This is a genomic window from Polaromonas sp. (genome assembly GCF_012927485.1).
GTDB lineage: Bacteria > Pseudomonadota > Gammaproteobacteria > Burkholderiales > Burkholderiaceae_C > Polaromonas.
This window is the reverse complement of the sequence record NZ_JABBPC010000018.1, coordinates 54,156-73,800: the sequence shown is the minus strand read 5'-3', so window position 1 is coordinate 73,800 and position 19,645 is coordinate 54,156. Positions and strand designations below refer to the sequence as shown.

General features: G+C 57.5%; 18 protein-coding genes. 13 read left to right on the top strand and 5 right to left on the bottom strand.

Going from position 1 to position 19,645, the window contains the following annotated elements:
* Window positions 1–3: 3 nt before the first annotated feature.
* The 13 genes from HHJ16_RS07865 to HHJ16_RS07805 all read left to right on the top strand — a co-directional run bounded on the left by HHJ16_RS07865 (window position 4) and on the right by HHJ16_RS07805 (window position 15,277).
* The gene (locus HHJ16_RS07865; protein WP_293642044.1) at window positions 4–1,035 is read left to right on the top strand and encodes a MoxR family ATPase; all 1,032 of its coding nucleotides are present in this window, start codon (window positions 4–6) and stop codon (window positions 1,033–1,035) included.
* Complete coding sequence (locus HHJ16_RS07860) at window positions 1,016–2,005, top strand: DUF58 domain-containing protein (RefSeq protein WP_293642043.1); 990 nt, start codon at window positions 1,016–1,018, stop codon at window positions 2,003–2,005. Before HHJ16_RS07865 ends, HHJ16_RS07860 begins: the two co-directional genes overlap by 20 nt.
* An 18-nt stretch (window positions 2,006–2,023) precedes the next feature.
* Window positions 2,024–3,085 carry a VWA domain-containing protein gene (locus HHJ16_RS07855; RefSeq protein ID WP_293642042.1) on the top strand — a complete coding sequence of 354 codons (1,062 nt, stop codon included), beginning with the start codon at window positions 2,024–2,026 and terminating at the stop codon, window positions 3,083–3,085.
* Window positions 3,086–3,473: 388 nt separating this feature from the next.
* Window positions 3,474–4,613, top strand: a complete 1,140-nt coding sequence (gene asd / locus HHJ16_RS07850; RefSeq protein ID WP_293642041.1) for an aspartate-semialdehyde dehydrogenase — start codon at window positions 3,474–3,476, stop codon at window positions 4,611–4,613.
* Window positions 4,614–4,865: 252 nt separating this feature from the next.
* The gene (locus HHJ16_RS07845) at window positions 4,866–7,475 is read left to right on the top strand and encodes a FimV/HubP family polar landmark protein (protein ID WP_293642040.1); all 2,610 of its coding nucleotides are present in this window, start codon (window positions 4,866–4,868) and stop codon (window positions 7,473–7,475) included.
* A 42-nt stretch (window positions 7,476–7,517) separates the two neighbouring features.
* Window positions 7,518–8,300: a tRNA pseudouridine(38-40) synthase TruA gene (truA, locus tag HHJ16_RS07840; RefSeq protein ID WP_293642039.1), complete on the top strand. Its 783-nt coding sequence runs from the start codon at window positions 7,518–7,520 to the stop codon at window positions 8,298–8,300.
* A 92-nt stretch (window positions 8,301–8,392) separates the two neighbouring features.
* On the top strand, window positions 8,393–9,106 hold the full coding sequence (locus HHJ16_RS07835; protein WP_293642072.1) for a phosphoribosylanthranilate isomerase: 714 nt from the start codon (window positions 8,393–8,395) through the stop codon (window positions 9,104–9,106).
* A complete protein-coding gene (gene trpB / locus HHJ16_RS07830; RefSeq protein ID WP_293642038.1) occupies window positions 9,084–10,349 on the top strand; it encodes a tryptophan synthase subunit beta in 1,266 nt (421 codons plus the stop codon). Before HHJ16_RS07835 ends, trpB begins: the two co-directional genes overlap by 23 nt.
* Window positions 10,346–11,164 carry a tryptophan synthase subunit alpha gene (trpA, locus tag HHJ16_RS07825; RefSeq protein WP_293642037.1) on the top strand — a complete coding sequence of 273 codons (819 nt, stop codon included), beginning with the start codon at window positions 10,346–10,348 and terminating at the stop codon, window positions 11,162–11,164. The genes trpB and trpA overlap by 4 nt, the downstream gene beginning before the upstream one ends.
* Before the next feature lie 101 nt (window positions 11,165–11,265).
* On the top strand, window positions 11,266–12,138 hold the full coding sequence (gene accD / locus HHJ16_RS07820) for an acetyl-CoA carboxylase, carboxyltransferase subunit beta (protein WP_293642036.1): 873 nt from the start codon (window positions 11,266–11,268) through the stop codon (window positions 12,136–12,138).
* A gap of 101 nt (window positions 12,139–12,239) precedes the next feature.
* The gene (locus HHJ16_RS07815; protein WP_293642035.1) at window positions 12,240–12,935 is read left to right on the top strand and encodes an LON peptidase substrate-binding domain-containing protein; all 696 of its coding nucleotides are present in this window, start codon (window positions 12,240–12,242) and stop codon (window positions 12,933–12,935) included.
* Between the two features lie 171 nt (window positions 12,936–13,106).
* Window positions 13,107–14,672, top strand: a complete 1,566-nt coding sequence (lysS, locus tag HHJ16_RS07810) for a lysine--tRNA ligase (RefSeq protein WP_293642034.1) — start codon at window positions 13,107–13,109, stop codon at window positions 14,670–14,672.
* A gap of 86 nt (window positions 14,673–14,758) precedes the next feature.
* Entirely contained in the window at window positions 14,759–15,277 is a 519-nt protein-coding gene (locus tag HHJ16_RS07805; RefSeq protein ID WP_293642033.1) for a YgjP-like metallopeptidase domain-containing protein, read from the top strand.
* Window positions 15,278–15,302: 25 nt separating this feature from the next.
* On the opposite strand, the gene nagZ is transcribed toward HHJ16_RS07805, so the two are convergent.
* From nagZ to era, 5 genes are all read right to left on the bottom strand, one after another.
* Window positions 15,303–16,373, bottom strand: a complete 1,071-nt coding sequence (nagZ, locus tag HHJ16_RS07800; protein WP_293642032.1) for a beta-N-acetylhexosaminidase — start codon at window positions 16,371–16,373, stop codon at window positions 15,303–15,305.
* Between the two features lie 19 nt (window positions 16,374–16,392).
* Window positions 16,393–16,797: a holo-ACP synthase gene (gene acpS / locus HHJ16_RS07795; RefSeq protein WP_293642031.1), complete on the bottom strand. Its 405-nt coding sequence runs from the start codon at window positions 16,795–16,797 to the stop codon at window positions 16,393–16,395.
* Window positions 16,794–17,636: a pyridoxine 5'-phosphate synthase gene (locus HHJ16_RS07790; RefSeq protein ID WP_293642030.1), complete on the bottom strand. Its 843-nt coding sequence runs from the start codon at window positions 17,634–17,636 to the stop codon at window positions 16,794–16,796. Before HHJ16_RS07790 ends, acpS begins: the two co-directional genes overlap by 4 nt.
* A 14-nt stretch (window positions 17,637–17,650) precedes the next feature.
* The gene (recO, locus tag HHJ16_RS07785) at window positions 17,651–18,400 is read right to left on the bottom strand and encodes a DNA repair protein RecO (protein WP_293642029.1); all 750 of its coding nucleotides are present in this window, start codon (window positions 18,398–18,400) and stop codon (window positions 17,651–17,653) included.
* A 177-nt stretch (window positions 18,401–18,577) separates the two neighbouring features.
* Window positions 18,578–19,540 carry a GTPase Era gene (gene era, locus HHJ16_RS07780; protein WP_293642071.1) on the bottom strand — a complete coding sequence of 321 codons (963 nt, stop codon included), beginning with the start codon at window positions 19,538–19,540 and terminating at the stop codon, window positions 18,578–18,580.
* Window positions 19,541–19,645: the final 105 nt, after the last annotated feature.

Below are 19,645 nucleotides of genomic sequence, written 5' to 3'. Positions count from 1 at the left end.
CGAATGGAATCGCCCCCCCTGAATCAATTCGGCGCTCACTTGCACCCCCACCCTGAAACGGCGCGGTTGATGGAGCAGATTCTTTACGAGGTGAAACGGGTGGTGGTCGGGCAGGACCGTTTTCTGGAGCGCGTCATGGTCGCCATCCTGGCCCAAGGACATCTGCTGGTGGAGGGCGTCCCCGGCCTGGCCAAAACCTTGACGGTAAAAACGCTCGCCAACACGATACGCGGCGAGTTCAAGCGGATTCAGTTCACACCGGATCTGGTGCCGGCCGACCTGGTGGGCACCCGTATCTACAACCAGAAAACCGGCGAGTTCAGCACCGCTCTCGGGCCTGTTTTCACCAACTTGCTTCTGGCCGACGAGATCAACCGGGCGCCTGCCAAAGTGCAAAGTGCGCTGCTGGAGGTGATGCAGGAACGCCAGGTCACGATTGCCGGCATGACGCATAAAGTACCCACGCCTTTTTTAGTGATGGCCACACAAAATCCGATTGAGACCGAGGGAACTTATCCGTTGCCCGAAGCGCAGGTGGACCGGTTCATGATGAATGTGCTGGTGGACTACCCCACCGAAGAAGAAGAGTTCGTCATCGTGCAGCGCGTTACCGGGCCTGCCGTCACGGTATCCGCCGTGGCCACGACCGATCAACTGGCCGCCTTGCAGGCCGAATGTCGCTGTATCTATGTCGACCCATCGCTGGTTCAATATGCGGTCCGGCTGGTCTCTGCCACCCGAAATCCCACAAAACACGGGCTGAAAGATCTAGCCCGCTTCATCACCTTTGGTGCCAGCCCACGCGCCACCATCAACCTGACAGAAGGCGCCCGGGCGCTGGCCATGTTGCGAGGCCGGACTTACGCCCTGCCCGAAGACATGACCGACCTCGTACCCGACGTGCTGCGACACCGGTTGGTGCTGTCCTATGAAGCGCTGTCCGAAGGACTCACTGCCGATGGCCTGATAGAGAAAATAATGGCCAAAATTTCAACGCCTGCGAAACCTCTCGAGCATGAAAAACTCGCCGCCTGACCTACCCGGGAATAAATTTTCAGCCGCCAGTGCAGAACAATTACTGCGTCGGCTGGAATGGACGGTGTTACGCCGCCTCGACGGCCTGCTGCAGGGCGATTACCGCACATTGCTCCGGGGAACGGGAATGGACCTGGCGGATCTGCGCGAGTACCAGTATCACGACGATATCCGCCACATTGACTGGAACGTGACCGCCCGGCTGCAGCAGCCGCACGTGCGTGTTTTCACCGAAGACCGCGAAATGAGTGCCTGGTTTTTACTCGACCTGAGCCCGTCGGTGGACTTCGGCTCTGGCGAACAGCACAAGCGGGATGTGTCGACTGAATTTGTAGCCGTGCTGGCGCGATTACTGACTCGCCGCGGTAATCGCATCGGCGCCATACTTTATGGCACCGGCGTTGATACGGTGATTCCGGCGCGGGGTGGTCGCCATCACGTCCTGCACTTGCTGCATACCCTGCAGAGGCGGCCGCCAGCGGCTGATGCCAGCGCGAACAGCGGCACGACGCGTCTGCATGAGCTGCTGCAGTCTGCTGCTAGGCTGGTGCGTCGGCGCTCCACGCTGTTTGTAGTGTCTGATTTCATCAGCGAACCAGGCTGGGAAAAGGCTTTAGGCTTGCTCGCCCAGCGACACGAAGTGATTGCGGTGCGCCTGCTGGACCCGCTGGAGTTGGAGTTGCCCGATCTGGGCCTGATTCCGATCCGAGATGCGGAAACCGGCGAGCAATTGTTGGTCGATACCCACGATGCCGGCTTTCGCAGGCGCTTTGTGCAGATTGCTGCGCAGCGCGAAGCCGAGCTAAGGCAGGCACTGGCGCGCGCCAGTGTCGATACGCTTGAGCTTTCAACCGATGACAAGCTGGTGGATGCCCTCATGCGTTTCACTGAGCTACGCAAACGCCGCAGTCGTTCTTTGGGTGCCCATGCTGCCGGCAAGCTGCCCGCTCACCTGAAGTACGCCACCTGAAAGGAGCCAAGAAGTTTTATGACTTTTCTTTGGCCCCAATTTCTCTGGTTGCTGTTGACCATCCCGGTACTGATCGCGGTGTATGTCTGGCTCCTTGGGCGCAAGAAAAAAATGGCCCTTCAATATGCCAGCCTGTCCATCGTGCGTGAAGCCATGGGGAAAAGCCAAAGCATTCGCCGCCATATTCCACCGCTGCTGTTTTTGCTGTCCTTCGCCGCCATGCTGGTAGCGTCTTCACGCCCGTTTGCTGTTGTCACGCTGCCGTCGGAACGCCAAACCATCATGCTGGCCATGGACGTGTCAGGCAGCATGCGCGCTACCGATGTACTGCCCAATCGCTTGGTGGCTTCGCAAAACGCAGCCAAGGCCTTTCTGGCTGATCTGCCGCGCACTGTCCGGGTAGGAATTGTCGCGTTTGCAGGCACCGCCGCAGTGGTACAGCCGCCGACCCTGAGCCGTGAAGATCTGACTGCGGCCATCGACAAGTTTCAGCTTCAGCGCGGCACTGCGATTGGCAACGGCATCATGGTGTCACTGGCCGAACTATTCCCGGACGCGGGGATCGATCTTGCCTCCCTGCAGTTTGGTCGCGAGCGTCCGCGCGGCACCGCGCTCGACCAGGCCTTTAATCAGGGAATGGACGGCAAGGTCCCCAGGAAAGACTTCGCCCCGGTTGCGCCCGGCTCCTATACCTCGGCTGCTATTATTTTGTTGACTGACGGTCAGCGCACGACCGGCGTAGATTCGCTCGACGCGGCCAAGGAAGCCGCAGACCGCGGAGTGCGCGTGTACACCGTCGGCGTGGGTACTGTAGAAGGCGAAACCATTGGCTTTGAAGGCTGGTCCATGCGCGTCAAACTCGACGAGGAGACCTTAAGAGGCATCGCCCGCGCAACGCAAGCGGAATACTTTTATGCGGGTACCGCAGGAAACCTCAAAAAGGTCTATGAAACCCTCAGTTCCCGGCTAGCCGTCGAGAAAAAAGAAACCGAAATTTCGGGACTTCTCGCCTTAACGGCAGCGGCGCTGGCCTTACTCTCTGCCGCTTTGTCGTTGCTGTGGTTTAACCGCATTCTGTGAAGCGGGCCAGCTGGCCATCTCGCTAAATTACGCTCAGGCCCAGCGGCGGCTAACCGAATCCGGAACACTTTCCCGCGACCAACCCCTTGTTGTTCTGTTGCCAAGCGTAGCCAACGACAAAGACGCGCGATGATTACATCTGCAAGACAAGCGTGGAATTCGATTCGTCCTGGCAGCCGACGCTAGCTACAATCAACCCCATGGGCAGAAGCCCTAGAGTTCTTCGTCATTCCGTTCCTTGGCGATCTCGAAGTTGGGCGCTGGCGTTTATCTGCATCACCAAAACAACCACTACAAAAGGCGGGAAAGTCAGGTTTCTCGTGCCCGCGGGTTCGAGGAACCAGTCAAGAACCTTTTATTTCTAACGCACTTCTTGAAGGACAACCGCATGAAACACGCAGGCAATCTCACAGGATTGATAGGCTGGCGCGGCATGGTCGGTTCGGTGCTGATCGACCGCATGCAGGCTGAAGGTGACTTCGAGCTGATCGAGCCTGTTTTCTTCTCTACTTCGAATGCCGGCGGCAAAGCGCCAGCCCAGGCAAAAAACGAAATTACCCTCAAGGATGCGTTCGACATTGAGTCGCTCAAAAAGTGCGACATCATCATCACCGCGCAGGGTGGCGACTACACGTCGGAAGTTTTCCCGAAGCTGCGCGCTGCGGGCTGGAAAGGCCACTGGATTGATGCGGCCTCCACCCTGCGAATGAACGATGACGCCGTCATCGTTCTGGACCCGGTCAACCTGCCCGTCATCAAGAATGCACTGGCCAAGGGTGGCAACAACTGGATCGGCGGCAATTGCACGGTCAGCTGCATGCTGATGGGCGTGGGGGCCTTGTACAAAGCCGGTCTCGTGGAATGGATGACCAGCATGACCTACCAAGCGGCGTCGGGGGGTGGCGCGCAGCACATGCGAGAACTGTTGACCCAGTTCGGCACGCTGAACAGCGAAGTCAAGACCCTGCTGGACGATCCGAAATCCGCCATTCTGGAAATTGATCGCCGCATTCTGGCCAAACAACAGTCCCTAAGCGCGCTTGAAACCATCAACTTCGGCGCACCGCTTGGCGGCAGCCTGATTCCCTGGATAGACAAGGATCTGGGTGACGGCATGAGCAAGGAAGAATGGAAAGCCGGCGCCGAGACCAACAAGATCTTGGGCCAAGGTGCGAGCTTCGGCACGGCGGAAACCCCGGTAGACGGCTTTTGCGTTCGCATAGGCGCCATGCGGTGCCACAGTCAGGCGCTGACCTTCAAGCTCAAAAAAAATGTGCCCCTGGCCGACATCGAAGCCATGATCGCGGCTGACAATGACTGGGTCAGCGTGGTCGCCAACACGCGCGACGCCTCCCTCAAGGACCTGACACCCGTCGCAGTGACCGGTACTCTGAAAATTCCAGTCGGACGCCTGCGAAAGCTTGCCATGGGACCGGATTACTTGGGAGCGTTCACCGTCGGCGATCAGCTGTTATGGGGCGCCGCTGAGCCGCTGCGCCGCATGTTGCGGATACTTCTCCAAGCCTGAAAGATGTAATAAATCGCAACCGTCGACACCCCTAAGCTTTTGGCACAAAATTGCCAAAAACGTTGCCATCAGGCAACATCTAAAACTTGTAAGCGGATGCTAACTAGCTGCGTCAAAACTTAAGTGGGGTCTTAGCTTGTCAGCCTAATGCGCTGATGTTAAGGTTGTTTTTCCAAAATTTGCTTCAAGGTTTTTGTGCGCTTAAGTAGAAAAAAGTTACATATAGACCGGGCACCCGAGGCTCAACACTCCATGAATCATCGCGGTCGCTGGCATATCGGTGCCTTGGCAGGCGCCATTGCGCTGCTGGGCAGCCTGGCAAGTCTGGAGGCCCATGCTTTGGCGTTGGGGCGAATCACCGTCCTATCGGCGCTGGGCGAGCCCCTTCGCGCAGAAATCGACATCGCCGACATCAATGCCGAAGAAGCAGCCAGCCTAAAGGCGGGGGTTGCACCGGCCGAGAGATTCAAGGCGGCAGGGCTTGAGTTCACCTCGGTGATCGCAGGCCTCGAAGTCAATCTGCAACGCCGCGCGAACGGCAGTTCTTACCTGCGCTTAACGACCAATCGCCCGGTAACCGAGCCTTTTTTGGACCTGATTCTCGAAGCCAACTGGTCCTCCGGGCGGATTACCCGCGACTATTCCATGCTGTTTGACCCGCCCAACCTGCGGTCCGCTAACGCAGGCGAGGCGATAGCGCCCACCGCCCCAATCCTTTCTAGACCGGCGACTCCGAACGCCGCGCCGCCTAGGAACGGAATGGCTTCTAACCCCTATCCCCCATCAAGTCCGCCGGTAGCGCGGCCGGCACCGATTGTCAAAGTGCCTGCGGCCAGAGCCAGTCCCGCCGAAAAAACGCCTACCGGTGACAAACAGGTTACGGTCAAAACCGGGGACACCGCAGGAAAAATTGCAGCCCAGAACAAGCTGGCCGGCGTGTCGCTAGACCAGATGCTGGTGGCCTTACTCAGAAGCAATCCGGACGCCTTCATCGGCGGCAACGCCAACCGGATCAAGTCGGGCGCTGTATTAGACATTCCCAACGCAGAAGCAGCCAGCGCGATTTCCGCAGGCGAAGCCACCCAGACCATCATTGCCCAAAGCAGGGATTTCAATGCCTTCCGCCGTAAGCTTGCAGAGGGCGCACCCACGACACAAGTCACCAGCGCTGATCGTCAGACCGGGGGCAAGGTACAAGCCAAAATTGAAGACCGTGCGTCCGCAAGCGCAGCACCCGATAAGCTGACACTCTCCCAAGGGGCGGTGCAAGGCAAGGCGGCGGCAGAAGACAAAATCGCCAGGGACAGACAAGTCAAAGACGCCTCGACTCGCATGGCAGAATTGTCTAAAAATATCAGCGATCTCAAAAAACTCGGCGCTGCTCCTGCGCCCGACCCAACCTCAGCGCCAGCGACCAACGCCGCCACCGCGCCAAACTTGGCAGTGCCCGCACCTTCACTGATTGCCACGCCTATACCGGCCCCTGCCGCGGTGGCCAGTGCAGCGCCTTCCGATGCCGCCTCCGTCGGTTTGGCGTCCAGGGCCAGCGCCGAAGTAGCGCCGGCCGTCGTGGCTGCCAAGAAGCCTCTGGTTATCACCCCAATACTGCAACCTGAGCCTGGCCTGATTGATGAATTGCTTCAAAGCCCGCTGCTTCTTGCGGGTGCCGGAGTGCTACTGGCGCTGCTGGCTGGTTTAGGTTTTTACCGCTATCGCCAGCGCAACCGCGGCGCCCAGGTGGACAGTTCCTTCCTGGAAAGCCGACTGCAACCTGACTCCTTCTTCGGCGCCAGTGGCGGTCAGCGCATCGACACCAACGAAGCCAACATCACGGGTTCATCGATGGTGTACTCGCCGAGCGTACTGGATGCAGCGGGCGATGTCGACCCGGTGGCCGAAGCCGACGTGTATCTGGCTTATGGGCGCGACCTGCAAGCAGAGGAAATTCTCAAAGAAGCCCTGCGCACCAGCCCGCTGCGCGTAGCCATCCATGCCAAGCTGCTGGAAATTTACGCGAAGCGCCGCGACAGCAAAGCTTTTGACGCCGTCGCCCGGGAAGCTTTCAACCTCACTGGCGGGCACGGCCCCGAATGGGCGTACATCATTGAAATGGGCCGCGAGCTCAATCCCACCAACCCGATGTACTCTCCCGGCGGACAGCCCGTTGGAGGAAAGCATGCCGATGGGGCGGCCAAATCCGACCCATCTGGGACCGGGGTCCGGGCCGCGTCCAAAGGTCAGCCTATACCAGCGGCCTCGTTGGCGTCTAGTGTGGATATCGACCTCGATCTGGATTTCTCGTCGGGTGACGGACCCAACGCAACCACTTTCCAATCTACCGTTCCGGCTACCTCGTCAATTATTCCGACGGAAGCCTTTGTGCCCACTGTAGCGATGATGGCAAGCCCAACATCAAGCGATCTAGACACGGATTTCAGTAGTACGACGTTGACCTCGCCTGAGGCCTCTGCTCCCGCACTGGCGTCCAAACCTGGTGAAGCATTCCTTCCGGAAATCGCTTTCCCGTCCGACGCGCCGAGCTTGACGCCCGAATCGCGTATCACGCCTAAACCGGCCCTGCCGACCCAGGCGGCTGCAGGGCCAGCGCCAACCAATAGCGGCATGATGGAATTTGACTTGGGGTCGTTGTCACTAGACCTGAACGGGCCGACGATTGAGAGCCCCGCGCGTGCCGGCACAGTCAAATCCGATGACCCGCTCGAAACAAAATTCTTGCTGGCTGAAGAATTTCGGACTTTGGGTGACACTGAGGGCGCCAGAGCGCTGGTCGAAGAAGTGGTCTCCGGAGCCAGCGGGCCGTTAAAAGTCAAAGCGCAGGCGTTTCTCAACGCCTTGTCGTAAACGGGGCCTGAGCGCCTTGCAGTCATCAGTGTGGTGCTTCCCATGAGGATTGCGCTTGGTCTGAGTTACAGCGGCAGCACTTACGAGGGCTGGCAAAGTCAGCGCTCGGGCAATACTGTTCAGGACAAACTGGAACTGGCTTTGGCTGGGTTTGCTGTCCAGGCAGTGCGTGTCATGTGCGCCGGACGCACGGACGCAGGCGTTCACGCCCTGATGCAGGTGGTGCATTTCGACACCGCCGTGCAGAGAGAACCCTCCTCCTGGGTGCGCGGTACCAACACCTTTCTCCCCCCCGACATTGCGGTGCAATGGGCGCAGCAAGTCCCCAACGATTTCCACTCTCGCGGCAGCGCCATCGCGCGCCGATACGCCTACGTTGTACTGGAGTCGCCAGTGCGCCCAAGCGTGGAAGCGAGACGCGTTGGCTGGGTGTACCGCCCTTTAAATGGTGCCGCTATGCGGCAGGCCCTGACGCATTTGGTGGGCGAGCATGATTTCAGCTCGTTCCGGGCCGCGCAGTGCCAGGCCAAGTCACCCGTCAAAACCATCAGCCGGATTGAGATTTCTCAGCGCGCAGGCTACTGGCGCTTTGATTTTGAGGCCAATGCTTTTTTGCACCATATGATCCGCAACATCATGGGGTGTTTGATGGCAATAGGCCAGGGCAGCTATCCGCCGGATTGGCTCGCAGACGTGGTCGCAGCACGCAATCGCAATGCGGCCGCCCCCACCTTCTCACCCGACGGCCTGTATTTTCTGGGTCCAGTTTACGAAGACCACTACGACCTGCCGACGCGCACTGCAGCCTATGATTGGCTCCCATGACTACGGCCAACAACCCTTTTCACTCCGACCTGAGCGCCGCTGAGTCGCGCCAAGATCAGGTGACCCCGTTGCAAGGCAGCGTCCTGCACCAAGTGAACAGCGTGAAGACTTTAAGAACACGCGTCAAAATCTGCGGCCTCACCCGCGAGGAAGACGTGGATGCGGCAGTGGCAGCGGGTGCCGATGCGGTTGGGTTTGTACTGTATGAACCCAGTCCGCGCTATGTCTCGGCGAAACGTGCCGCCGAGCTGGCACGTCGGCTACCGCCATTTGTCACCCCGGTATTTCTATTTGTCAATGCGCACGCTACAAAAATAATAGCTGCTTGCGCTGATCTTCCTTTGGCTTTGGTTCAATTTCATGGCGACGAGTCACCAGAAGATTGCCTTCAGGTAGGCCGGCCTTTCATACGAGCCGCACGCATTCCACTGGACGAAAACCCCAACGCAAGCGGGTTCCGGTTTGATCTCGTAAGATATGCATTAGACTTCAAAGCTGCCCAAGCCATTCTTTTAGACACTCATGTCGAGGGTTATGGCGGCAGCGGAAAAACATTCAATTGGTCACTGCTTCCTCCAAACGTCAATGCTCACCTCGTTTTGTCTGGTGGGTTGACGCCTGCAAATGTGACCGATGGCATTTTACAAGTCAGGCCGCGCTGTAAAACGCTGGCTGTTGATGTGAGCTCAGGCGTCGAGATTTCGAAAGGAATCAAGAGCGCCGACAAAATCAATCAATTTGTCGCAGCCGTTCGCGCTGCCGACGAACAACTTGTGAATAACCATGTACGACTATCACCAACCTGACCTTGCCGGGCACTTCGGAATTTACGGCGGCAGTTTCGTTTCCGAAACACTGACCCATGCCATCAATAAGCTAAAAGAGGCTTACGAAAAATACCATAACGATCCGGAATTTCTGGCCGAATTTCACTATGAACTGAAGCATTTTGTGGGTCGTCCTTCCCCCATTTACCACGCAGCACGCATGAGCCGGGAGCAAGGCGGTGCGCAAATTTACCTCAAACGCGAAGACCTCAACCACACCGGCGCGCACAAGATCAACAACACCATCGGGCAGGCGATGCTGGCCCGCCGCATGGGCAAGCCACGCATCATCGCCGAAACGGGCGCGGGACAGCACGGGGTCGCCACAGCCACCATTTGCGCGCGCTACGGACTTGAATGTGTGGTTTATATGGGCAGCGAAGACGTCAAGCGCCAGAGTCCCAATGTCTATCGTATGAATCTTCTCGGCGCCACCGTGGTGCCCGTGGAAAGCGGTAGCAAAACGCTCAAAGACGCCTTGAATGAAGCCATGCGCGACTGGGTCGCCAACGTGGACGACACCTTTTATATCATCGGTACTGTCGCCGGCCCCCACCCCTATCCGATGATGGTCCGCGATTTTCAGAGTGTGATTGGCACCGAGTGCCTCACGCAGATGCCGGAGATGAACGCCGGAAAACAACCCGATGCAGTGGTTGCCTGCGTGGGCGGGGGCAGCAATGCCATGGGTATTTTTCATCCTTATATCGGCTATGAAAAAACCCGACTGATCGGCGTGGAAGCGGCGGGCGAAGGGCTTGACAGCGGCAAGCACTCGGCATCGCTTCAGCGCGGTTTGCCGGGCGTGTTGCATGGCAATCGCACCTATGTTTTGCAGAATGAAGACGGTCAGGTCACAGAAACCCACAGTATCAGCGCCGGACTGGACTACCCCGGTGTGGGACCCGAGCACGCTTTCCTGAAAGACATCGGGCGGGCTGAATACGTTGGCATTACCGATATCGAAGCACTGGAAGCTTTCCATTACCTGTGCCGTACCGAAGGCATTATTCCGGCGCTGGAGTCCGCCCACGCCATTGCCTATGCCATGAAGCTGGCCAAAACCATGCGCAGCGACGAAAGCATTCTGGTCAACCTGTCAGGTCGGGGTGACAAAGACATCGGCACTGTGGCAGACCTGTCTGGCGCGGATTTCTATGACCGACCTTCCATGCGCGGCTTGGCCGTGAAAGGTGCCAAGCACAACGGGATACCTTCATGAGCCGTATCGCCGCGACCTTCGCCAGCTTGAAAAGTAGAGGCCGCAAGGCGCTCATTCCGTACGTTACCGCAGGCTTTCCGTTTGCTGACATTACCCCGGAGTTGATGCACGGGATGGTGGCCGGAGGCGCCGACGTGATCGAGCTGGGCGTGCCTTTTTCCGACCCGAGCGCCGACGGACCGGTGATCCAGAAAGCCGGAGACAAAGCACTCGCCTTCGGTGTCGGACTGGATCAGGTTATCGAGATGGTGCGAGTCTTCCGTACGAAAGACAATAAAACCCCCGTGGTGCTGATGGGCTACGCCAATCCGGTCGAGCGCTACGACATCAAACACGGCGCGGGCCAATCCGAAAGCGCTTTCATCCGGGACGCCGCCCAAGCCGGAGTCGATGGCGTGTTGATCGTTGACTACCCGCCTGAAGAGTGTGTGGAATTTGCCCGCAAGCTGCGTGACCACGGCATGGATCTGATCTTTTTACTGGCACCCACAAGTACTGACGCGCGCATGGCGCAAGTGGCAGAAGTGGCCAGCGGCTATGTGTATTACGTTTCTTTAAAAGGCGTAACAGGAGCGGGTACGCTGGATGTACATGCCGTGGAAACCATGCTTCCGCGCATTCGCCGACACGTCAGCATACCTGTGGGCGTGGGATTTGGCATTCGAGACGCCGCGACCGCTAAAGCCATCAGCAAAGTCGCTGACGCAGTGGTCATTGGCAGCAAGATCATTCAGTTGATCGAGAAACAGCCTCGGGAAAAAGTCGCGGCGGTTGCGCGCGACTTTTTAAAGGAAATTCGAATGGCTTTGGACTGATTTTTAGTGCGCCAAAGCCAGCGCATAATTGTGCTTTTCTGCTGCGAACGATGGCAGCAAAAGCGGCTTCGCTAGCGCGTATCCCCACAAGGACCACCTCCATGTCTTGGTTAGAAAAACTCCTTCCGCCAAAAATCAATCCCACCAACCCGACCGAGCGCCGCAGTGTGCCTGAAGGTTTGTGGATCAAGTGTCCGAGTTGCGAGGCCGTGCTGTACAAGACCGATCTGGAAAAAAACCAGAACGTCTGCCCGCAGTGCAGCCACCACCACCGTATCGGCGCACGAGCCCGGTTGGACGCCTTCCTCGACGCCGAAGGCCGCTACGAACTAGGGCAGGAAGTGCTCCCGGTGGATGCCCTTAAGTTCAAGGACAGCCGAAAATACCCCGAGCGCCTCAAGGAGGCCATGGAGAACACTGGCGAAACCGATGCGCTGGTCGTGATGGGCGGTGCTGTACACAGCATTGCCGTCGTGGTCGCCTGTTTTGAATTTGACTTCATGGGTGGCAGCATGGGGAGCGTGGTGGGCGAGCGCTTTGTCAGGGGTGTGCATGCAGCCATCGAGCAAAAGGTACCGTTTATCTGCTTCACAGCCACCGGGGGCGCGCGTATGCAAGAGGGTATCTTGAGCCTGATGCAGATGGCCAAAACCAATGCGGCGCTAACTCGCTTGGCCAAAAAAGATCTGCCTTACATCAGCGTGCTGACCGATCCGACCATGGGGGGCGTCAGTGCCGGTTTTGCGTTTGTAGGTGACATCGTGATCGCCGAGCCCAAGGCCCTGATAGGCTTCGCTGGCCCGCGCGTCATTGAATCCACTGTGCGGGTGACCCTCCCCGAGGGGTTTCAGCGCGCAGAATTCCTTCAAACGACAGGCGCCATTGATTTCATTTGTGATCGCCGGGAACTGCGCAAGACGGTGGCCAACTCGCTGGCCATGCTGCTCAAACAACCGGCAGACGCAGTGAGCTAAAAGAAAGTATCGTCGCTGCTCTTCTGCCGATCGGATAGTCCCTTTGGGCCTAGCGTGTTTGAGTGCAGAAGAGAAGTAACTCCAAGGGAGCGTGGGATGATATGGGTGATCACAATTTGAAGCACGACGCCATGTCCGACGACCTGACACTGATCTCCCTCCCGCTGTTTCCGCTAGACACCGTTCTGTATCCTGGCGGTTTGCTACCGCTGCGAATTTTTGAAGTCCGCTACCTCGACATGATCGGCAAATGCCATAAGGCCGGAGCGCCTTTTGGTATCGTCTCGCTCACTGAGGGTTCGGAGGTACGCCGACCCAACCATACGGCGCCCAACCGCGCCGCAGGTGATTTTGCGCCCGAGGCCTTCAGCAACGTGGGCACCCTGGCAACGATCACCGATTTTTCGATATCCCAGCCTGGCCTGATGGTGATCAACTGCGTGGGGACTCACCGGTTTGAAATTTTCAGACGGGAAAAACTCAAACATGGTCTTTGGATCGCCGATGTCACCCGGCTGATGGACGATCAGTCCGTCCGGATTCCCGACGATTTGCAGAGTACCGCCTCGGCACTTGCCAAATTGATCGCTAGCCTGAAAGAGCGTGGCGTTCCCGCTGCCCAAATGCCGCTATTGCCGCCGTACACGCTGGATGACTGCGGCTGGGTCGCCAATCGCTGGTGTGAATTGCTGCCGATGCCGCTAGAGCTACGACAAAGGCTAATGATGCTGGATAACCCGTTGCTAAGACTCGAGCTGGTCGGCGATATTTTGGAACGAACCGGTATTTCGTTCTGAATTTTGGGCGAATGTTTGCGCCGTATGGCCGAGTAAATACGCCGTCCTGAGCACGCTGCGGAAAAAACAGCCGCTGAAAAACTTAAAATTAGAGGTTCTGCGTTTTTCAGCCCCCTTTTTGCAGAGGGCGCATCGCCCTCTTTCTCGACCTCTTTCCGGAATACCGACCTTATGTCCACCCCACTAAACGCCCTCCCAGCAGCCAGCGCTGCCCCCGCTCCACAGGATGAAAACCGGTTGATCATCGAACGCCGCGAAAAGCTCAAACTACTCCGCCAAAACGAGGCCGACGGTAAAGGCGTCGCTTTCCCCAACGACGTCAAGCCTGAACACCGGGCCGAAGCGCTATTCGCGCAATATGACAGCAAAAGCAAGGACGAACTGGAGTCGCTGGCGGTCAAGGTTCACGTCGCGGGGCGGATGATGCTCAAGCGCGTGATGGGAAAAGCCAGCTTTGCAACTTTGCAAGACGCCTCGTTTGGCCCGTCCGGCGGACGGATTCAGGTTTACATCAACAATGACGGGGTAGGCGAAGACGTTCACGCAGCCTTCAAGCACTGGGACTTGGGCGACATCGTGTCGGCGGCGGGCACGCTGTTCAAAACCAAAACGGGCGAGCTGTCCATTCACGCCGACAGGATTCGGCTGGTGACCAAAAGCCTTCGGCCCCTGCCCGACAAATTTCATGGCATGGCGGATCAGGAAGTCAAATACCGTCAGCGCTATGTAGACCTCATCATGGACGAAGCAGCACGCAAGCGTTTTATGGCACGCAGCAAGGCTGTGAGCGGAATTCGTGAGTTCATGGTCGCCCATGATTTTCTTGAAGTGGAAACCCCCATGCTCCACCCGATTCCGGGCGGTGCCAATGCCAAACCATTCAAAACCCACCACAACGCGCTGGACCAGGAAATGTTCTTGCGCATCGCGCCCGAACTCTACCTCAAGCGTCTGATCGTGGGCGGCTTTGAACGGGTATTTGAAATCAACCGCAGCTACCGCAACGAGGGCATCAGCGTTCGCCACAACCCGGAGTTCACCATGATGGAGTTCTACGCGGCATGGTGGAACTACGCCGATTTGATGACATTTACCGAAGCACTGGTTCGGGACGCGGCACAAAAGGTGGTTGGATCATTGCAAATGACCTATGGCGGCAAAGCGGTTGACTTGAGTCAGCCCTTTGAGCGCATCACCATCCGCGAGGCCATCCTCAAACATACCGAAGCCGGAGACCATGTGGACGACGCGGGATGGCTGATCGACGCGTTGAAAAAGCTGGGTTTGACCGAAGCGAAAAACCGCCTGCAGGCTCGTTCCCTTGCAAGTTTGCAAGTGCTGTATTTTGAAGAAACCGTTGAAGAAAAACTCTGGCAACCTACCTTTATCTGCGAACACCCAGTTGAAATTTCGCCACTCGCCCGCGCCAGCGACACCAATCCTGGCGTGACCGAACGCTTTGAGCTTTACATCACCGGCCGCGAATTCGGCAATGGGTTCAGCGAGCTGAACGACGCCGAAGAACAAGCCGCACGCTTCAATGCTCAGGTGGCGGCCAAGGACGGCGGTGATGACGAAGCCATGTTCTACGACCACGACTTCATCCGTGCGCTGGAGTACGGTATGCCGCCAACCGGGGGCTGCGGGATAGGCATAGACCGCCTGATGATGTTGCTGACTGACAGCCCCAGCATCCGGGATGTGATTCTGTTTCCGGCACTCCGGCGCGAAGTTTGAGAAGCTTCTTGGTCATTTACTCCCTTAGCGCGGTCGCTAAAGCCACATGAGCTATTCATTTGATAGCTAAACTGATGCCTTTTTCAATGAAATACCTTGCCGGGTATCCCGAAAATCTCCAGACACAGGTGCAACAGCTGCTGGCGCAGGGGCGGCTGGGCAATATGCTGCTCAATAAATACCGTCATGCCCACGGGGTACGAACCGATAAGGCTTTGTACGATTACGTCATGGCGCTGAAAGGCGATTTCCTACGCAACGCCGAGCCGCTCTCCAAAGTGACGTTTGACAGCAAGCTCCACGTCATTTCTCACGCGCTGGGGACGCACACGACCGTGTCTCGCGTTCAGGGTCACAAGCTCAAGGCCAAGCGGGAGATTCGCGTGGCGACGCTGTTCAAGGAAGTACCGGTGGAATTCCTGCGGATGATTACAGTGCACGAACTGGCTCATATCAAGGAAAAGGGGCACGACAAAGCGTTTTACCAGCTCTGCACTCACATGGAGCCACGCTACCATCAGTATGAATTCGACCTGCGGGTTTACCTGACTCACATCGACGCCGCCGGCAAACTGGCTTGGCCTGCCAATGCCTCTTCGGGCTGATCAGCGCGATTCAGGAATGCGGCGGTTACGGTAGAAGGCCAAGCGCATGCATGTATGCGGGCTGAACCATCAGGGCATCCCAAGCGAGCGCCCTGCTTTGCGGTAACAATGCCCGCCGGCGCAGTTCGCTAGCCTCCATAGCCTCCCATTGGCCCTTTAGAAGAGCCTCGGCCAAGCCTTCGAGTATTTCGTCTAACGGTTTGCCTTCACCCACCGATTGATTGCACAGCACTACCATGTCGCAGCCAGCATTGAGCGCAGTGACTGCCGCCTGGGTGTAACTCACATCGTGACCGTCTATCATGCGCGCACCCGCCATGCTCAGGTCATCGCTAAAAATCGCGCCACCAAAGCCGAGCTGACTGCGCAGAATAAAGTTAAGCCACTTGCTCGAAAATCCGGCAGGTCGCGGATCCACTTTGGGATAAATAACATGCGCGGGCATCACGCCGGTGAGCGTCGTGTTAAGCCATTCATAAGGCGCGGCGTCATCTGCCAGAATCGCCTTTAGGCTGCGTTTATCAATCGGAATGTCGGTGTGCGAATCCGCTTTCACAAAACCATGACCGGGAAAGTGTTTGCCACAATTGGACATGCCGCTTTGCAGCATCCCATGCATCAAACTTTTGGCCAGCAAACTGACCACCCGCGGATCACGCCCAAAGGCGCGGTCGCCGATGACGCCGCTTTCCCCATAGTCCAAATCGAGCACCGGCGTGAAGCTCAAATCCACACCGCAGGCCCGCAGCTCAGCCCCCAGCACGTAGCCACTGGCAGTGGCCGCATTGGTGGCCGCGAGCTGATCTTTTATCCAGCAATCGCCCAACGCGCGCATCGGCGGCAAATGGGTAAAACCATCGGTACGAAAGCGCTGTACGCGGCCGCCTTCGTGGTCAACACAGATTAGCAGCTCTTCGCGCACGCTTTTGATTTCAGCGCAGAGGTCAACGAGCTGCTGGCGGTCTTTCCAGTTGCGGCCAAACAATATGACGCCGCCGGTGAGCGGATGCTTGAGTCGACGGCGATCGGCTTTGCTAAGCGACAGGCCGGCAATGTCAATGATGAGAGGGGCGTGTTCAGAAACGAGTGAAGTCATGGTTTACAGAGTGGGAGTCTTAGCCTGGAAACCGGCCGCGTTCTACCACCACAAAACTGGCGGCGTAATCGGTTTCGTCGGTCACGGTGACAAAGGCAGTGAGATGGCGCGCCTCAAACCAGGCCTTCAACGTGCCGTGCAACACTATCTCGGGCCGTCCGGCTGCCGCATTGGCAATTTCGCAGTGGCGCCAAGTCATGGGAAGACGCATTCCCAGGCCAATGGCTTTGCTGAAGGCTTCCTTCGCGGAAAAGCGCGTAGCAAGGTAACTGACGCCCCGGTCCGGCCAGCGCGTACCACGGGCCTTCCAAGTGTCGAGTTCGCCATCGCTGAGGATCTTGCGGGCAAACCGCTCGCCATGGCGTTCAAAACTCGCTCGAATACGGCGCACATCGCAAATGTCAGTCCCAATGCCGTAGATCATCGGGCAACTGAGACGGGGGTAGCAGGAAGAACCTTAATAAAAGCCTCGTCAATGCATCGCAGGTAATCTTTGACCGCAGCACTGTAACCCAGCTCCAGCGCATCGGCGATCAGCGCGTGACCGATGGATACCTCCCTCACGCCAGGCATTGCCCGCAGGAAGGCCGTAAGGTTGTCACGGTTTAAGTCATGACCGGCATTCACCCCTAAATTCATAACTGCTGCGGCTTTTCCGGCAAGGACGAAACGGCTTAAAACACCTTTTTTTTCGGCCGCTGACCCGGGATGCGCGTAGGAAGCGGTATAGAACTCAACCCGGTCGGCGCCCACAGCTTTTGCTGCGGCCATTGCTTCAGAGACTGGATCCATGAAAAGGCTCACCCGCACTCCCCGCGCGTGCGCCTGCTCAATAAGGGGTTTGAGACGCTCTGCGTCGTCTGGAAAGTTCCAGCCATGGTCACTGGTGAACTGATCCTCGCTATCCGGCACAAAGGTGCATTGATGCAGCGGCAAGCCTCGGGCTGATAGGTCCCGCACAAAGTGCATCAGATTCTGGAACGGATTACCTTCAATATTGAATTCGCAGTGAGGCCAGTCTTTCATCAGCGCGGCGATTTCGTACACATCGGCGGGACGAATATGACGCTCGTCGGGTCGCGGATGCACCGTAATACCGTGCGCGCCGGCCTGCAGACACAACTCGGCGGCTCGCGTGACGCTCGGGATGTCGAGGTGCCGCGTATTGCGAAGCAATGCTACTTTATTCACGTTGACCGACAGGACCGTCTTGTGATTGACCTCGGGAGCAGCCTTAGGCGCGGATGGAGAAAAGGTTGTCATGGCGATATTGATTGTTAGAGAGCTTGCAGATCCATCATCATTTGCCGAGTTTTTAAAACCTTCACACCGCAATGGTAGTGCAGCAACGCGCGAAGCTGGATTTTAAGTTCACCAAGGCTGGGAATACAGGCTCGAACAGTGTCGGAAAACGGGGCGTCATTGTCCAGCGCCCGCTGAAGTGACTCCCATTGCTCCCCCGGCAGGCTGGCACGGTCGTCGTCGTGCGCCTGTCTAAGACCAGCCTCCGGCACCAATACATAGCGGGTGTGGCTTTCTAGACGGCCCAGCGTCGCGGTTTCAGCATCCAGCATGGGCAAGAGGCCGATGTCGCGCAGCAAGCGCAGTTCAAACGCCCGCAGCGCCAGCTGCAGCGTGTCGATGCTCTGACTGGCAAGCAGTTGGACCGTGGCGGAATAGCTGTCGAAAAGGGCTGGATGCGGGTCATCGCGGGCCAGCAGGCGCATCAGCAATTCATTGACATAGTAGCCCGACAACAGGGCGTCGCCCGTAGGCATGACATGGCCACCTTGCCATTCAGCACTTTTGAGGGTGCGGATTTCAGCATCCCCGCCAAAAGCAACATGCAGAGGCTGCAGGGGCAGCAAAATCGGACGGAAACGGGAGCTGGGCTTTTTTGCGCCTCGTGCAACCAGCGCCAGCCGCCCGTACTGGCGGGTGAAAACCTCCAGGATCAGGCTGGACTCGCTCCAGTCGTAGCGGTGCAACACATAAGCGGGCTCGTCACTGATGCGTTTAACCGCCACAGCCTAAGTCCTCATGCAACCGCTTCAACATACCGAGTGATGGCGACTCTAGCGGGCGGTAGCAGCGCACACGCGGTCGGGAATGCCTCAGAACGCCGCGCCGGCCCCTTCCAAGAAGGTTCAAAACCTTTTGGGAGCAGCGCCCGGCACAAAGTGAAAAACAGGGTGTCCAACAAGTTACTCATAGCCAAAAGTTTTAACCCGAGCCTCATCATCAGCCCAGCCCGAGCGAACCTTCACCCATATCTCAAGAAACACCTTGCCCCCCGTCAGCGCTTCCAACTCGTGCCGGGCTTCGGTTCCGATACGTTTCAGTTTCTCGCCTTTTTCGCCAATGATCATGCCCTTGTGACCGTCGCGTTCAACCACGATGGTCGCAGCGATCTTGCGCAGATTACCCTCTTCCTGATACTGGTCAATCAACACGGTCGAGGTGTAAGGTAACTCGTCGCCCGTAAGACGAAACAGTTTTTCGCGAATGATCTCGGCGGCCATAAAGCGGTCGCTGCGATCGGTCAGTTCGTCTGCGCCGTACATCCACGGTTGTAGCGGAAGATATTTTTCGCAAATACCGAACAAGCGCTCGACATCCTTGCTACTGTTGGCCGACATGGGCACAAACTCTGCGAAGTTGTGGCGCTCCTGCATCTCCTTAAGCCATGGAGCAATTTCAGCGCGGCGATGAATCAGGTCAAACTTATTAGCCAACAAAATTGCGGGTGTTTTTTCGGGCAACAAAGACAGCACCCTGGCATCGGCCTGGTTGAACTGGCCCGCTTCCACAACAAACACGATCAAATCCACATCGTTGACGGCTCCGACGACCGTGCGATTCAACGAACGGTTCAAAGCGTTGGCATGCCGGGTCTGAAATCCCGGCGTGTCCACAAATACAAACTGGGTTGCGTTGACGGTGCGCATGCCTGTGATGCGATGCCGTGTGGTCTGAGCCTTGCGCGATGTAATGCTGATTTTCTGGCCCACCAGCGCATTCAGCAAGGTTGATTTACCCACATTGGGTTTGCCGACAATGGCAATCAGGCCGCACCGCTGATCGCCGACGGGTGGAATGTCGACGGTGGAAAGGAGATCGGCGGCAGGCACCGCCGCGCCCCGGGACAACAACGCGTTAGCCAGCATGGCTCCGAGCGCATCTTGACCAGGCCCTGGTTCAAGGGACTTCACCCCCGGCGCATTGATCGGCGCTTTTGCGGCCGCTTTTATTGGTTTTTTAGGTTCTTTTTT

What these genes read in the sequence shown, in the direction of transcription:
- HHJ16_RS07865 (WP_293642044.1), top strand. Translation starts at nt 4, where the DNA reads ATGGAATCGCCCCCCCTGAATCAATTCGGCGCTCACTTGCACCCCCAC.
- HHJ16_RS07860 (WP_293642043.1), top strand. Translation starts at nt 1,016, where the DNA reads ATGAAAAACTCGCCGCCTGACCTACCCGGGAATAAATTTTCAGCCGCC.
- HHJ16_RS07855 (WP_293642042.1), top strand. Translation starts at nt 2,024, where the DNA reads ATGACTTTTCTTTGGCCCCAATTTCTCTGGTTGCTGTTGACCATCCCG.
- asd (WP_293642041.1), top strand. Translation starts at nt 3,474, where the DNA reads ATGAAACACGCAGGCAATCTCACAGGATTGATAGGCTGGCGCGGCATG.
- HHJ16_RS07845 (WP_293642040.1), top strand. Translation starts at nt 4,866, where the DNA reads ATGAATCATCGCGGTCGCTGGCATATCGGTGCCTTGGCAGGCGCCATT.
- truA (WP_293642039.1), top strand. Translation starts at nt 7,518, where the DNA reads ATGAGGATTGCGCTTGGTCTGAGTTACAGCGGCAGCACTTACGAGGGC.
- trpB (WP_293642038.1), top strand. Translation starts at nt 9,084, where the DNA reads ATGTACGACTATCACCAACCTGACCTTGCCGGGCACTTCGGAATTTAC.
- trpA (WP_293642037.1), top strand. Translation starts at nt 10,346, where the DNA reads ATGAGCCGTATCGCCGCGACCTTCGCCAGCTTGAAAAGTAGAGGCCGC.
- accD (WP_293642036.1), top strand. Translation starts at nt 11,266, where the DNA reads ATGTCTTGGTTAGAAAAACTCCTTCCGCCAAAAATCAATCCCACCAAC.
- HHJ16_RS07815 (WP_293642035.1), top strand. Translation starts at nt 12,240, where the DNA reads ATGGGTGATCACAATTTGAAGCACGACGCCATGTCCGACGACCTGACA.
- lysS (WP_293642034.1), top strand. Translation starts at nt 13,107, where the DNA reads ATGTCCACCCCACTAAACGCCCTCCCAGCAGCCAGCGCTGCCCCCGCT.
- HHJ16_RS07805 (WP_293642033.1), top strand. Translation starts at nt 14,759, where the DNA reads ATGAAATACCTTGCCGGGTATCCCGAAAATCTCCAGACACAGGTGCAA.
- nagZ (WP_293642032.1), bottom strand. Translation starts at nt 16,373, where the DNA reads ATGACTTCACTCGTTTCTGAACACGCCCCTCTCATCATTGACATTGCC.
- acpS (WP_293642031.1), bottom strand. Translation starts at nt 16,797, where the DNA reads ATGATCTACGGCATTGGGACTGACATTTGCGATGTGCGCCGTATTCGA.
- HHJ16_RS07790 (WP_293642030.1), bottom strand. Translation starts at nt 17,636, where the DNA reads ATGACAACCTTTTCTCCATCCGCGCCTAAGGCTGCTCCCGAGGTCAAT.
- era (WP_293642071.1), bottom strand. Translation starts at nt 19,540, where the DNA reads ATGCTGGCTAACGCGTTGTTGTCCCGGGGCGCGGCGGTGCCTGCCGCC.